14 protein-coding genes are annotated in these 13,844 nt (G+C 63.4%); 9 read left to right on the top strand and 5 right to left on the bottom strand.

What is annotated here, in order from left to right; genetic code table 11:
- The first annotated feature begins 71 nt into the window (after nt 1-71).
- The 3 genes from acnA to AC04SH_RS04720 all read left to right on the top strand — a co-directional run bounded on the left by acnA (nt 72) and on the right by AC04SH_RS04720 (nt 4,950).
- Nucleotides 72-2,762: an aconitate hydratase AcnA gene (gene acnA, locus AC04SH_RS04730; protein WP_488574112.1), complete on the top strand. Its 2,691-nt coding sequence runs from the start codon at nt 72-74 to the stop codon at nt 2,760-2,762.
- 322 nt (nt 2,763-3,084) lie between these two features.
- Entirely contained in the window at nt 3,085-3,894 is an 810-nt protein-coding gene (locus AC04SH_RS04725) for a DUF1223 domain-containing protein (RefSeq protein WP_488574111.1), read from the top strand.
- Nucleotides 3,895-4,560: 666 nt separating this feature from the next.
- Nucleotides 4,561-4,950, top strand: a complete 390-nt coding sequence (locus tag AC04SH_RS04720; RefSeq protein WP_488574110.1) for a DUF2794 domain-containing protein — start codon at nt 4,561-4,563, stop codon at nt 4,948-4,950.
- A gap of 100 nt (nt 4,951-5,050) precedes the next feature.
- Here AC04SH_RS04720 and AC04SH_RS04715 read toward each other — a convergent pair whose 3' ends face one another.
- The 4 genes from AC04SH_RS04715 to AC04SH_RS04700 form a co-directional block, all read right to left on the bottom strand.
- Nucleotides 5,051-5,629: a GNAT family N-acetyltransferase gene (locus tag AC04SH_RS04715; protein WP_477235542.1), complete on the bottom strand. Its 579-nt coding sequence runs from the start codon at nt 5,627-5,629 to the stop codon at nt 5,051-5,053.
- A gap of 118 nt (nt 5,630-5,747) precedes the next feature.
- Nucleotides 5,748-6,488, bottom strand: coding sequence for a Bax inhibitor-1/YccA family protein (locus AC04SH_RS04710; protein WP_112560076.1), 741 nt, complete (start codon nt 6,486-6,488; stop codon nt 5,748-5,750).
- A 241-nt stretch (nt 6,489-6,729) separates the two neighbouring features.
- Complete coding sequence (locus AC04SH_RS04705) at nt 6,730-9,279, bottom strand: ABC transporter permease (protein WP_488574109.1); 2,550 nt, start codon at nt 9,277-9,279, stop codon at nt 6,730-6,732.
- Nucleotides 9,279-9,977: an ABC transporter ATP-binding protein gene (locus AC04SH_RS04700; protein WP_488574108.1), complete on the bottom strand. Its 699-nt coding sequence runs from the start codon at nt 9,975-9,977 to the stop codon at nt 9,279-9,281. Before AC04SH_RS04700 ends, AC04SH_RS04705 begins: the two co-directional genes overlap by 1 nt.
- Nucleotides 9,978-10,062: 85 nt before the next feature.
- Between AC04SH_RS04700 and AC04SH_RS04695 the strand changes: the two genes are divergently transcribed.
- Together AC04SH_RS04695 and thpR are read left to right on the top strand one after the other, a co-directional pair.
- A complete protein-coding gene (locus AC04SH_RS04695; protein WP_488574107.1) occupies nt 10,063-10,707 on the top strand; it encodes an arylesterase in 645 nt (214 codons plus the stop codon).
- Between the two features lie 137 nt (nt 10,708-10,844).
- Nucleotides 10,845-11,441, top strand: a complete 597-nt coding sequence (gene thpR / locus AC04SH_RS04690; protein WP_477235534.1) for an RNA 2',3'-cyclic phosphodiesterase — start codon at nt 10,845-10,847, stop codon at nt 11,439-11,441.
- Here the strand turns inward: thpR and AC04SH_RS04685 are convergent.
- Complete coding sequence (locus tag AC04SH_RS04685; RefSeq protein ID WP_488574106.1) at nt 11,345-11,857, bottom strand: low molecular weight protein-tyrosine-phosphatase; 513 nt, start codon at nt 11,855-11,857, stop codon at nt 11,345-11,347. The genes thpR and AC04SH_RS04685 overlap by 97 nt on opposite strands.
- A 102-nt stretch (nt 11,858-11,959) precedes the next feature.
- On the opposite strand from AC04SH_RS04685, the gene AC04SH_RS04680 reads away from it, so the two are divergent.
- The 4 genes from AC04SH_RS04680 to AC04SH_RS04665 all read left to right on the top strand — a co-directional run bounded on the left by AC04SH_RS04680 (nt 11,960) and on the right by AC04SH_RS04665 (nt 13,834).
- Nucleotides 11,960-12,256 (top strand): 4a-hydroxytetrahydrobiopterin dehydratase, encoded by a 297-nt coding sequence (locus AC04SH_RS04680; RefSeq protein ID WP_488574105.1) that lies wholly within the window; start codon nt 11,960-11,962, stop codon nt 12,254-12,256.
- A 132-nt stretch (nt 12,257-12,388) separates the two neighbouring features.
- Nucleotides 12,389-12,751: a YkvA family protein gene (locus AC04SH_RS04675; RefSeq protein WP_477235528.1), complete on the top strand. Its 363-nt coding sequence runs from the start codon at nt 12,389-12,391 to the stop codon at nt 12,749-12,751.
- Nucleotides 12,752-13,069: 318 nt separating this feature from the next.
- A complete protein-coding gene (locus AC04SH_RS04670; RefSeq protein WP_112560070.1) occupies nt 13,070-13,573 on the top strand; it encodes an invasion associated locus B family protein in 504 nt (167 codons plus the stop codon).
- Nucleotides 13,574-13,591: 18 nt separating this feature from the next.
- Nucleotides 13,592-13,834 carry a hypothetical protein gene (locus AC04SH_RS04665; protein ID WP_488574104.1) on the top strand — a complete coding sequence of 81 codons (243 nt, stop codon included), beginning with the start codon at nt 13,592-13,594 and terminating at the stop codon, nt 13,832-13,834.
- Nucleotides 13,835-13,844 lie beyond the last annotated feature (10 nt).

Raw genomic sequence — 13,844 nt, 5'->3', positions numbered from 1 at the left:
CCTTTGCGCGTGATTGCATGCCCATCGGCGTCCGTTCCCTTTCAGGCTGAACAGACAAGGACGGACCGCACGTGTCAAAATCCCTCGACAGTTTCAATTGCCGCCGCACCCTCACCGTGGGTGGCGCGGACTATGTCTATTACAATCTGGTCGAGGCCGAGAAGAACGGCCTCACCGGCATCGCCCAGTTGCCCTATTCGATGAAGGTGCTGCTGGAGAACCTTTTGCGCAACGAAGACGGCCGCTCCGTCACCAAGGAGAGCATCCAGGCGGTTGCCGGCTGGCTGACCGACAAGGGCACCGCCGGCGTCGAGATCGCCTATCGCCCGGCCCGCGTCCTGATGCAGGATTTCACAGGCGTTCCGGCGGTGGTCGATCTGGCGGCAATGCGCGACGGCCTCAAGGCGCTCGGCGGCGATCCGCAGAAGATCAATCCGCTGGTGCCGGTCGACCTCGTCATCGACCATTCGGTCATCGTCGACGAATTCGGCACGCCGATGGCCTTCGCCCGCAATGTCGAGCTCGAATATGAGCGCAACGAAGAGCGCTACAAGTTCCTGAAATGGGGCCAGCAAGCGTTCCGCAACTTCCGCGTCGTGCCGCCCGGCACCGGCATCTGCCACCAGGTCAATCTCGAGTACCTCGGTCAGGTCGTCTGGACCAACACCGAGGACGGCGAAACCACCGCCTATCCCGACACCTGCGTCGGTACCGATTCGCATACCACCATGATCAACGGCCTTGGCGTGCTCGGCTGGGGCGTCGGCGGCATCGAGGCCGAGGCGGCCATGCTCGGCCAGCCGGTCTCCATGCTGTTGCCGGAAGTGATCGGCTTCCGCCTCACAGGCAAGCTGAAAGAAGGCGTCACCGCCACCGACCTCGTGCTCACCGTCACCCAGATGCTGCGCAAGAAGGGTGTCGTCGGCAAGTTCGTCGAGTTCTTCGGCCCCGGCCTCTCCAACATGACGCTGGCCGACCGCGCCACCATCGGCAACATGGCGCCCGAATATGGCGCCACCTGCGGCTTCTTCCCGGTCGACGGCGAGACCATCCGCTATCTCACAATGTCGGGCCGTGAGGAAAGCCGCATCGCGCTGGTCGAAGCCTATTCCAAGGCGCAAGGCATGTGGCGCGACACCGGATCGGCCGATCCGGTCTTCACCGATTTGCTCGAGCTTGAACTCAGCGAGGTCGTGCCGTCGATGGCCGGCCCCAAACGCCCCGAAGGCCGCGTTGCGCTGGAAGGCATTCCGGCCGGCTTCGCCAAGGCGATGGAGACCGAATACAAGAAGGCCGCCGAAATCCACAAGCGCTACGCCGTCGAAGGCACCGACCATGATCTCGGCCATGGCGACGTCGTCATCGCCGCCATCACCTCCTGCACCAACACTTCCAACCCGAGCGTGCTGATCGGCGCCGGCCTGTTGGCGCGCAACGCCAACCGCCTCGGCCTCAAGCAGAAGCCGTGGGTGAAGACGTCGCTCGCGCCCGGCAGCCAGGTGGTCGCCGAATATCTCGAAAAATCCGGCCTGCAGAAGGAGCTCGACCAGATCGGCTTCAACCTGGTCGGCTTCGGCTGCACCACCTGCATCGGCAATTCCGGTCCGCTGCCGGCGCCGATCTCCAAGACCATCAACGATAAGGGTCTGATCGCTGCCGCGGTGCTGTCCGGCAACCGCAATTTCGAAGGCCGTGTCTCGCCCGATGTGCAGGCGAACTACCTGGCCTCACCGCCGCTGGTCGTCGCGCATGCGCTGGCCGGCACCGTCACCAAGGACCTCACCACCGAGCCGCTCGGCGAAGGCCGCGACGGCAAGCCGGTCTACTTGAAGGATATCTGGCCGAGCTCGGCCGAGATCCAGGAGTTCATCGAGAAGAACGTCACCCGCGAGCTGTTCGCCCGCAAATATGCCGACGTCTTCAAGGGCGACGAGTACTGGCAGAACGTCAAGGCGCCGGAAGGCCAGACCTATGCCTGGGACGACAATTCGACCTATGTGCAGAACCCGCCCTATTTCGCTGGGATGACCGCCGGTTTCGGCAAGATCGGCGACATCAAGGGCGCGCGCGTGCTGGGTCTGTTCGGCGACAAGATCACCACCGACCACATCTCGCCGGCGGGTTCGATCAAGGCGGCGTCGCCGGCCGGCAAGTATCTCACCGACCACGGCGTCGGCGTCGCCGACTTCAACCAGTACGGCACGCGGCGCGGCAACCACGAAGTGATGATGCGCGGCACCTTCGCCAACATCCGCATCCGCAACCACATGCTGGGCGAGAACGGCCGCGAGGGCGGCTACACCATCCACTACCCGTCGAAGGAAGAGGAATCGATCTACGACGCGGCGATGGAGTACAAAAGGGAAGGCGTGCCGCTGGTCATCTTCGCCGGCGTCGAATACGGCAACGGCTCGTCGCGCGACTGGGCGGCCAAGGGCACCAACCTGCTCGGTGTCCGCGCCGTCATCGCCCAGTCCTTCGAGCGCATCCATCGCTCGAACCTGGTCGGCATGGGCGTCATCCCCTTCGTCTTCGAGGAAGGCACCTCCTGGGCCTCGCTCAACCTCAAGGGCGACGAGATCGTCGAGATCGACGGGCTGAGCACGATCAAGCCGCGCCAGACGATGATCGCCAAGGTCACCTATGGCGACGGCACGGTGAAGAACGTGCCGATCATCTGCCGCATCGATACGCTGGACGAGCTCGACTACTTCAAGAACGGCGGCATCCTGCAATATGTGCTGCGCGACCTGGCTGCGTAGCAGGAAGGGAATACGGCAGTAGGGCAGTAGGGGGACACAAACCCTACTGCCCAGTCTTTCCAAAGCATTGGCCGGGCGGACGGAAGTTCCGCCCTGTTCGCTTGCAGTAAAAACCGGCTGGGCTCAGCAAGATCTGCCGCAAGCTCCTTATGCCATGCTCCCGATCGAACCGGGCGGTGAAGTGCTCCGCCCATAGCGGCGATACCCGCGGTTGCGGCAGCAAAAATTTCACCGCAACGTGACTTCCCGTTGACTGTCGCTTCTGCCACAAATCTGGGCAACCAGAACAAGGCCGGCGTCACCGGCGGGAATCGGAACGGCCATGGCACCTCGACAATCTCTACGGCTTGCGGCTTTTGCGCTGGCCTTCTCGGCGCTTGCCGGGACCGGGTTTGCCGAGGAGTCCGGCACCACCCAGGCCGACAAGCAGCAGACCGACAAGCCCCAGATTGACAGGCCCCAGATTGACAGGCCCTTGGGCGTGGTCGAGCTTTTCACCAGCCAGGGCTGCAATTCCTGTCCGCCGGCCGACGCTTTCTTTGCCGAGCTGGCAGCCAAGGACAACGTCGTCGCGCTCGCCTACCACGTCAATTACTGGGACTATCTCGGTTGGCAGGACACGCTGAGCAACAAGGACAACACCGACCGGCAATATGACTATATGCGCGCCTTCGGCACCCGCTCCGTCTACACGCCGCAAGCCGTCATTAATGGCCGCAGCCACGTCAACGGCGCCAGCCGCAGGGAAGTCGACGGCGCGCTTGCCCGCATGGAGAAATCCGGCGAAGGCATGCGGGTCAGCATCAAGGTCAGCCGCACCAGCGACCGCGTCATGATCGATACCGGCGACGCCGGCAGCGGCCCGAGCGACGCCCATGTCGTCATCGTCTATTTCGAACCGCCGCAGACGGTCACCATCGCCAAGGGCGAGAACACCGGCCGCAGCATGACCTATTGGAACGCCGTCTCCGGTATCCAGACCGCCGGCATGTGGCACGGCAAGGCGCAGCGCTACGAATTGCCGATGACCGAGATCGCCAAGAAAGGCGGCTGCGCCGTGCTGCTGCAATCGGTCGGCAAGGACGGCCTACCCGGCCCGATTTTGGGGGCGGCTTTTATTCACAAGCCGTAAGATAGAGTGCCGAAACGACCCGCGCCTTCGTCATCCTGGGGCGAAGCAGGAGCGAAGCTCCGTCGCGGAGACCCCAGGATCCATGCCGGGACATCAGCCACGCACGAAAGCGGTCAAGAATAGGGAGCGGCCTGCTTGGTAGGGCGCCCTGAGGCGCCAGCGGCCGTCCTGAGGGCAGCATGCTTTGACAAGCGTCGCGGCATGGATCCTCGGGTTTGCGCGTCCGCTTCGCTTCCGCTCCGCCCGTGGATGACGAAGTCGCGGTGGTCCGAAGTCCGTTTCAGCCAACAAAAAACCGACGTCAGCTTGCTTCTGACGTCGGTCATTTAGGTTTTGGGATCGTCGCACCCGGTCTCTCCCTAAGGAAAGTCCGAGGTTGGTTCGATCCGACGCAGACCCGTGGGCGGGGGGCTTGGGGTTTACGAGCCGGTGCCGGACCGAACCGTCTCAGGCAACGCCGGTAAATTCGTCGGACATTGGGGCATGAGCGCGGATAAAATAAGGCAGGAATGTGGCGGAGCATCACCAATTCAAACACCGCGTTTTATAAAAGTGACTGGACGTTGCGAAAACAGCGCAGCCCCGGGATGGTTAGCCGGGTCTTGCAATTCCACCGCGAACACGCCAACTTCTGCAAGCGAGATTCATTTTTAAAGGGATCGCGGTATGACCGATCGCAGCAGCGGTGGAGCGGAGGATGGGGACTCATCCGCAATATTGATCCCGCTGCAGGAGGCGCGACGCGAACGCCTCGACCAGCCGGTTCGCTTCGACCGGCGCGAGCTCGATGAGATCCTGAGACTCTACGGACGTATGGTCGCCGCCAATGAATGGCGCGACTACGCCATCGATCATCTCGCTGATCGCGCTGTGTTTTCGGTCTTCCGCCGAGCCAGCGAAGTGCCGCTGTTCCAGATCGTCAAGGATCCGAAACTGACGCGACGGCAAGGCGCGTTCGCCGTCATCGCTGCCGGCGGCCGCATCCTCAAGCGCGGCCAGGAACTCGGCCGCGTGCTCGGCGTCTTCGATCCCAAGCTGAAAGTTGTCGAGGCCTGAGCTGCGGAATTGAAGACTTGGGGAACGGAAAAAACGGGATTTACGCCAGGACTGAGTCTCTTTTCTCCAATTCTCCAGTTCCTAAGTTCGTCAACCCCGCTCACTTCCCGCCAAGACTCTTGCGAAATTTCCGCTCCGGCAGCGAATCCGGATCGGGCGGCGCCGTTGCCCCGCCATTCAGCGACAGCTGCATGAACACCGTGTCCAGCCAGCGCCCATGCTTGTAGCCTGAGCCTTCCAGGCGGCCGGAATGGCGAAAGCCAAGCTTTTCGTGCAACCGAACCGACGCGCTGTCGGCATGGCCGTCGCCGATCACAGCTATGATCTGACGAAAACCCGCGACCCGGCAGGCCTCGATCAGCGCCTGCATCAGCAGCAGCCCGACGCCCTGGCCCTTGGCGTCAGGTGCGACATAGACCGAATCCTCGACGATGAAGCGGTAGGCCGGGCGCGGCCGGAAGGCGCCGGCATAGGCGTAGCCAAGCAACCCGCCGTCCTTTTCCGCCACCAGATAGGGAAAGCCGCCATCTGTCAGGCTGTCGAAGCGCGCGCCCATCTCGGCACGGCTCGGCGGCTCCAGTTCATAGCTCGCCGTGCCATGCGTCACCGCATCGGCGTAGATCTCGGTGATTCGGTCGAGGTCGCCCTCCAGGGCCGTTCGTATGGCAATAATGCTCATAATTTGTGCAAACGATTCATCTGCCCGCCATCACAGCAAAGGCCGGCACAAAAGAAAAGGGCGGCCGTTAGGCCGCCCTTTCGATATCAGCTGGTCCAGTTGCCTGGATGGAGACCGCTTAGCGGCGATCGCCCATGAACTGCAGCAGGAACATGAACAGGTTGATGAAGTCGAGATAGAGCCTCAACGCGCCCATGATCGCCTTGCGACCGGCAACGTCGGCCTGGTCGCCTTCGTAGTACATTTCCTTGATGGTCTGCGTGTCATAGGCGGTGAGGCCGGCGAAGATCAGCACGCCGATCGCCGAGATGGCGAAGCCGAGCGCCGACGACTGCAGGAAGATGTTGATCAGCATGGCGATCACCAGGCCGACGACGCCCATGACCAGGAACGAGCCGAACGCCGAAAGGTCGCGCTTGGTCGTGTAGCCATAGAGCGACAGTCCGCCGAAGGCGGCCGCCGTGGCGAAAAAGGTCTGGGTGATCGAGGCACCGGTGTAGACCAGGAAGATGGTCGACAGCGACAGACCGACCAGGCCCGAATAGACCCAGAAGGTTGTCTGTGCCGCGGCCACGCTCATCGACTGGATCCTGAACGACAGGAAGAAGACGGCGGCGAGCGGGGCCAGGATGACCACCCAGCGGAAGGCGCTGGCGTAGATCAGCGTGCCGAAAGCGGTCAGCTGTCCGTCGCCGGTGACGGCGAGCTGGAAAGCGCCCCAGGCGGCGATGCCGGTGATGAGGAGACCAAGCCCCATCAAATTGTAGACCTTCAGCATGTAGCTGCGCAGGCCCTGGTCAATGTCGGCGCGCGCGCCCGGCACGGCCGAAGTCTGGTAGTTGCGAATGGGCTCAGCCATTGGAATCCTCTGTTGCTTCTGCCCCGTACGGTGTCAGGCCCTTTTTTGGCCTGGGCGCCGCTGGCGGGGCTCCAGCATGCCTGTGGCGAAATATGATGGTTCTTGACGTCAAGAACAAGACCGTAACGGGCTGCAACGCTTGGTGAATCGCCGGAAGCCGGTTTTCCAGGCTTTCGCGGCAGCTGCATTACAAAGATTTAATCGGAAACGGCCGGATTCGGCCGGCTTTGCCGCTTGAAACCTAGAGGTCGCGCAGCACCGGCGCCGCCTTGTGGCCGAGCACCCGCCAGGTGCCGGCCAGGCCGATGCCGACGGTGATCACCAGCGCGAAGATCAAAGTCGCCACGGCCACCTCCGGCATGAAATGCGATGGCAGCGTCATGATGCGGGTGATGATGTACCAGGCCGCGATGCCGCCGGCGGCAAGCGCGAACACCGCGGTGGCGAGCCCAATCAGCATGTATTCGAGCGAAAACGCCGTGATCAGCGTCCGCCGCGTGGCGCCCAGCGTCTTCAGCACGACCGCATCGTGGATACGGGCGCGATTTCCGGCCGCGAGCGCGCCGGCCAGCACCAGCACCGAAGCGATCAGCGCCACGCCGGCTGCAGCCCGGATCGCCGTGCCGAGTTGGCCGACCAGCCGGTTGACGATATCGAGCGCGTCCTTGACGCGGACCGTCGTCACCGCCGGAAAGGCACGGGTGACGGCGTTGAGCAGTCGGGCATCGTCCGCCACCGACGCATCCTTCTCGGTCAGCGTCGCCAGCCAGCCATGCGGGGCGCCGGCAAAGGTGTTGGGCGAGAACACCATGACGAAATTGATGCCCATCGACTCCCATTGCACCTCTCGGAAATTGGCGATCCTGGCCGTCACATTGCGGCCCAGCACATTGACGGTGACGGTGTCACCGAGTTTCAGCCCCAGCGCCTTGCCTTCATCGTTGGAAAACGAAACCAGCGGCTCGCCGGCATAGCTGTCCGGCCACCAGCTACCTTCGGTCAGCGTCGCGTTGGCCGGCTGTTTGGCATCATAGGTCAGGCCGCGATCACCGCGCAGCACCCAGGCGCCTTCAGCCGGCACATCGGCCTTGTCGACATCGACGCCGTTCAGCGCCATCACCCGGCCGCGCAGCATCGGCACCTTGACCAGCGTGCCCTTGGGCGCCTCTTTGCCGACCAGCGCCGAGAAGGCGTCGACATCGCCGTTCTGGATGTCGACGAAGAAGAAATTCGGCGCCCGCTCCAGCAGGCTGCCGGAGATCTGCTGCCTGAGATTGCCGTCAATCAGCGCCAACGTCACCAAGAGCGTCAGCCCGAGCCCCAGCGACAGCACGACGGAAGGCGTCAGCGCGCCGGGCCGGTGGATGTTGCCGATGGCGAGCCTGAGCGCAACCGAGCGCACACGCGGGCTTTTGCGCGCCACCCATTGCACCAGCGCCCCGACCAGGCGCAGCACCAGAAAAGCAAAGATCGTCGCGCCGACGAAGATCGAGGCGATGCGCTGGTCGCCGGAAAACAGGATGGCCAGCGCCGCCAGAGCCAGCGCGATGCCGACCGCTGCGGCAAGATAGGGCAGGCGGGGAAAGCCGCGGCCCTCGAATCCCATTTCGCGAAACAAAGCGGTTGCCGGCACATCGCGGGCGCGGCCGAGCGGCAGCAGCGCGAAAGCCAGCGTCACCAGCAGCCCGAAGAGCGCCGCCATGCCGAGCGCGCCGGGATAGAAACCGCCTTCGGCCGGAACCGGAATGACCGACTGCAGCGCGGCACTCGCCGCGAACGGCATGACGGCGCCGAGGATGAGGCCGAGCACGATGCCGAGGCCGGCGATCATCAGGATCTGCACGAGATAGACGGTGAAGACGAAGCCGCCCGAAGCGCCGAGGCTCTTGAAGGTGGCGATGACGCCGCGCTTGCCGTCGAGATAGGCGCGCACCGCATTGGCGACGCCGACGCCGCCGACCACCAGCGCCGTCAGCCCGACCAGCGTCAGGAACTGCGAGAAGCGTTCGATGTTGGAGGACAGTGCGGGTGCGGCGTTGGAGCGCGTGCGGATCGACCAGCCGGCTTCGGGGAAATCGCTCGCGGCCCGTTTCTGGATGCTTTTGAGATCGGCCTCGCTAGCGCCGGCCGGTAGGCGAACCTTGTAGGCATTCTCGACCAGGCTGCCCGGCTGGATCAGCCCGGATGCGGCAAGCCCTGCGGTCGAGACCATCAGCCGCGGCGCGAAGCCGAATCCATCCGACACCGCGTCCGGCTCGCTCACCAGCCTGGCGCGCAATTCGAATGTCGCGCTGCCGAGTTTCAACCGGTCGCCGATCTTCACATTGAGCCGATCGAACAGCAGGTCGGGCGCCACGGCGCCGAAGATTCCGGATTTCTCGCCGAACAGATCCTGCCGGCCAAGCTGCGGCTCGGTCTGCAGCGCGCCATAGAGCGGATAGGCGTCGTCGACTGCCTTGGCCTCGACCAGCGCCTGGTCGGAGCCGTCCTCAAGCCGCGCCATCGAGCGCATGTTGGCGCTGTGCGACACCGCACCCAGGCCACCGAGGAAGGCGCTTTCGGCCGGCGTCGTATCGCGCTGGTTGAGCTGGAAGCGCAGATCGCCGCCGAGCAGAGTCTGGCCCTGGTCGGCAACGCCGGCGGTGATCGCCTGTGCCACCGAATTGACGCCGCCGATGGCAGCCACGCCGAGCGCGATGCAGGCCAGGAAGATCATGAAGCCCGACAGCCCGCCACGCATTTCGCGCAGCGAGAAGCGAAACGCGAGTTTCAGCGTCTGCGACAGCGGCATCAGGCCGGCACCTTGACCTGCAGAGGCGCATCCTCGATGCGGCCCGAGCGCATCGACACCTGGCGCGAGCAGCGCGCCGCAAGGGCCGGATCATGGGTGACCAGCACCAGCGTCATGCCGCGCTCGGCCGCCTTGGCGAACAAAAGGTCGGCGACCTGCCGCCCCGTCGCCTGGTCGAGATTGCCGGTCGGTTCGTCGGCGATGAGAATGCGCGGCGCAGGCGCCAGCGCGCGGGCGATCGCCACGCGCTGCTGTTCGCCGCCGGAGAGTTCGCCGGGATAGTGGGTGACGCGGTTGCTGAGGCCTACGGCTGCCAGTTCGCGCGCGGCCACGCCGAACGGATCGGCATGGCCGGCCAGTTCCAGCGGCACCGCGACATTTTCCAGCGCCGTCATATTGGGAATGAGATGGAAGGACTGGAAGACGATGCCGATGTTTCGGCCCCGAAACGATGCAATCTGGTCCTCGCTTTTGCCGTTAAGCGATTCGCCGGCGATGCGCACCGTGCCCGAATCGACCCGCTCCAGTCCGGCCAGAACCATCAGCAAGGTCGACTTGCCGGAGCCTGAGGGACCGACAATGCCGGTCGCCTCGCCGCGCGTGACGTCGAGGCTGACGCCTTTCAGCACATGCACGGACGACGCGCCTTGGCCGAGGGTCAGGGATATGTCTTTCAGCTCGATGACGGCTTCTGTCACAATTAAAGCGTCCTATATGGAGATGAAGGCTCTGCCTGCCGGAAGCCGTCGCCGGAAGAATTCTTGGTCATATGGGGCCTGCCGCATGTCTTTCAAACGTTCGATTGCCGCAGGGCTCATCCTTTTCCTCACCCTTTGCGGCGCCATTTCGTCGGCGCGGGCCGAGACATTCACCATCGTCGGCTTTGGCGACAGCCTGATGGCGGGCTTTGGCCTCGGGCCTGGCGAAGGCTTCACCGACAAATTGCAGGCAGCCCTTCGCGCCAAGGGCCTTGATGTGAGCGTCGCCAATGCCGGTGTTTCCGGCGATACGTCGAGCGGTGGCCTGTCGCGGCTCGACTGGTCGGTGCCGGACGGCACCAAGCTTGTCATCCTGGAACTCGGCGCCAACGACATGCTGCGCGGCGTCTCGCCCAGCATTACTGAAAAGAACCTGGACGACATGCTGGCGAAGCTGAAAGCGCGCAAGATCGCCGTGCTTCTGGCCGGCATGCGCGCCGCCCCCAATCTCGGCGCCGACTACCAGACCGCCTTCGATGCGATCTATCCGAAGCTGGCCGGGAAATACGATGTGCCGCTCTATCGGTTCTTTCTCGATGGCGTTGCCGGACAGTCCGGCCTGCAGCTGGAGGACGGCTTGCACCCCAACCCGAAAGGCGTCGATGCAATGGTCGAGCGCATCCTGCCGACCGTGGAAAAGGCAATTGCAGCGGTCGAGGGCGGCGCCTGAGGCCGGACATTCGCTCCTGGCGCGACCTTCCGTAAGGTAAACATTAGGGAAAGCCTGCGACCAACAAACCACTTGCCCCGCTTTAATATCGATGATTCGGTAGGGGCATAGTTCGATTCGAGGAAGGGAGGCTCACCATGCCGCGTCTTTTCACCGCCCTCGAAATGCCGCGTGACGCCGCGCTTTCGCTGTCCCTTTTGCGGGGCGGCCTGCCCGGGGCCCGCTGGATCGATGTCGAAAACTACCACATGACGCTGCGCTTCATCGGCGATGTCGAAGGCCATGTCGCTGACGAGATCGCCAACGCGCTCGACCGGGTTCACCGCCCATCCTTCTCGCTGACGCTGTCCGGGGTCGGTGCCTTCGGCCAGAAAAAGCCGCACGCCGTCTGGGCCGGCGTTTTCGCCTCGCCCGACCTTTCCGCCCTGCAAGGCGAGATCGACCGCATCTGCCAGCGGCTCGGCCTGCCGGCAGACCCGCGCAAATTCACACCGCATGTGACGCTGGCGCGCTTGCGCAATTCGAGCCCGCTCGACGTCGCGCAATATCTGTCGGCGCGGGGCAATTTCTCGACGCTGCCGTTCCGCGTCGGCCGCTTCGTGCTGATGTCGTCGCGCGATTCGGTCGGCGGCGGCCCCTACATCGTCGAGGAAGCCTGGCCGCTGTCCGGCGCCGATGCGCGCTCCTCAAGCAGCTTTGCCAGCGCCTCCGACGCTTCGCGGATCATGCGGTAGACCGAAGCGAAGGCTTCCGCCCCGTCGTAATAGGGATCCGGCACGTCGCGGGCTTTTCCCTGCGCGAACTCCGCCAGCAGATGGATGCGTTCGCCGGCACCGGCCGGCGCCATCACCTTCAGGTCTCGGACATTCTGCCGGTCCATACCGAGGATCAGGTCGAAGCGGGCAAAATCCTCCGGCCGGACCTTGCGCGCCCGCTGCCCGGAAATGTCGATGCCGTGGCGGGCAGCGACCGCGACCGAGCGCGGGTCGGGGGCTTCGCCGAGGTTCCAGCCGCCCGTCGCCGCAGAATCCAGCACAATGTCGAGGCCGCGTTCCGCCAGCACGGCGCGAAACACGCCCTCGGCGAGTGGCGAGCGGCAAATGTTGCCAAGGCAGACGAACAGAATGGAATTTATCGGCTTTACGTTCATTCGATATGCGCCGTTTGTGCATTTGGAACCCCAAAACGCAAGGCATGTTTGGGTAACTTGCCTTATGGTGGGATCAAAATCGGGATAGCACGGGAAATCATCATGACGAGAGAAAAACTCAGCACGGACGCCATCGCCGCAGCACTGGCCGAACTGGGCGGCTGGTCGCTGGCCGCGGACGGCGCTTCCATCAAACGCAGCTTCGTCTTCAAGAATTTTTCCGAAGCCTTCGCCTTCATGACCCGCGTCGCTTTGGCCGCGGAGAAGATGGACCATCACCCCGACTGGTCGAATGTCTACAAGACGGTGGACGTGACGCTGAACACCCATGATGCCGGCGGCGTCACTGCGCTCGACATCGCGCTGGCCAAGAAGATGAACGGGTATTTCGGCGGCTGACAGCCCAGCGTCGCAACGGGCCAGTGCCGGCAAATCGGGGTCATCCTCTTGCAGCGGGGTTCGGCTTTCACCACATTTTCCCGTGCCGGCCGCGCGCAACACGGTGCGCGAAAGCCAGCAGAGGAGACATTGATGGCGCAACAACCCGGTTTTGATTTCTTCGGCTTCGGCAACAGACTGGGCGATGAAAGCGAAGTGCGCGCGAAATTCTGGCGCACGGCCAAGAAGGCGGCGCGGCAGATACCCTTCATGGAAGAGGTGGTCGCTGCCTATTATTGCGCGCTCGACAAGAAGACGCCTTTGCGCGCCAAGGGCATATTGCTCGCCGCGCTCGGCTATTTCGTACTGCCGGTCGACGTCATCCCCGATTTCGTCCTCGGCCTCGGCTTCACCGACGACATCGCTGTGCTGACCGCAGCGATCACTGCCGTCAGCGCCCATATCACGCCTGCCCACCGACAGGCCGCCAAAGAGGCGATCGCCGACAAGAGCTGAACCGGCGGCCGTCCCATCAGCGAACTTGTTTTTCAGAAATCCGGCGTTCAAACAGGGCGATAGCGGCTTGGCTTCGGGTTCCGCTGCGGCCGTTGAAAAAGTCAAACTCTTGCCGCTTTCGTGGCCTCCAAGTCGCCGCAGGGACATTGCGAAAGCCGTTTTTCAACAAGCGGCACGGAAATGGCGGTGGTTTCCATGGGTGAATGTCCTTTTCCAGGGGAAATTCACCGTTTGGTAACCCAGATTAAATCAAAATGAAGCGACGGGCAGGACGCCAAGCCGGCCTGCCCCCGCACCATTTGGAATACGGGAAAAACGATGCGCGGATTGATTGCACTAGTCTCGAGCCTGGTCCTGGTGGCCTCTGCAGCGCCGGCGCTGGCGCAGCAGGCGACCAAGATCGGCCAGCACAACGCCTGGGGCACCTACAGCTATCAGGCGCAGGGCGGCAAGGTCTGCTACGTCCTGACCGTGCCGACCGACAAGCAGCCGCCGACGCTCGACCATGGTGACATGTTCTTCTTCGTCAGCCAGCGGCCGGGACAGCAGGTGTCCTACGAGCCGCAATTCATCGCCGGCTACACCTTCCAGGAAGGCTCCAAGGCCACCGTCACCATCGACAAGAAGTCGTTCTCGATGTTCACCCGCGGCAAGTCGGCCTGGGTGGAGAACGCCGCCGAGGAGCCGGTGCTGATCGCCGCAATGAAGACCGGCACCGACATGAAGGTGTCGGCCAAGTCCGGCCGCGGCAACACGACAACCTATGTGTTTTCGCTGAAGGGCATCTCGGCCGCGTTGTCGTCCATCGCCAAGTGCAAATAGAGCCGTTGGAGCTGCAGCTTGTCGGTTGAAGACATTGATGCTGCGATCCTCAGTTTCGCGCTGACGCGATGGCAGAAGACCGCCATGATTATCGTTAAATCGGAACAGGGCCTTCGCGCGTCGAAAATCGAGGCGTCTGTCGACGACATAGCAGAACGCATTTACGCCCTCGCATCTCAAGGCCGTCTTGAAGGCCAAGGCGACCTTTCCCTGTGGCGCCATAGTGAAGTTCGCCTCCCGGAAGCGCAGCCTGGAAAATAGGCGCGGCGCT

It is taken from the genome of Mesorhizobium sp. CNPSo 4688 (assembly GCF_057784295.1).
This window is presented reverse-complemented; position numbering and strand designations above follow the sequence as displayed.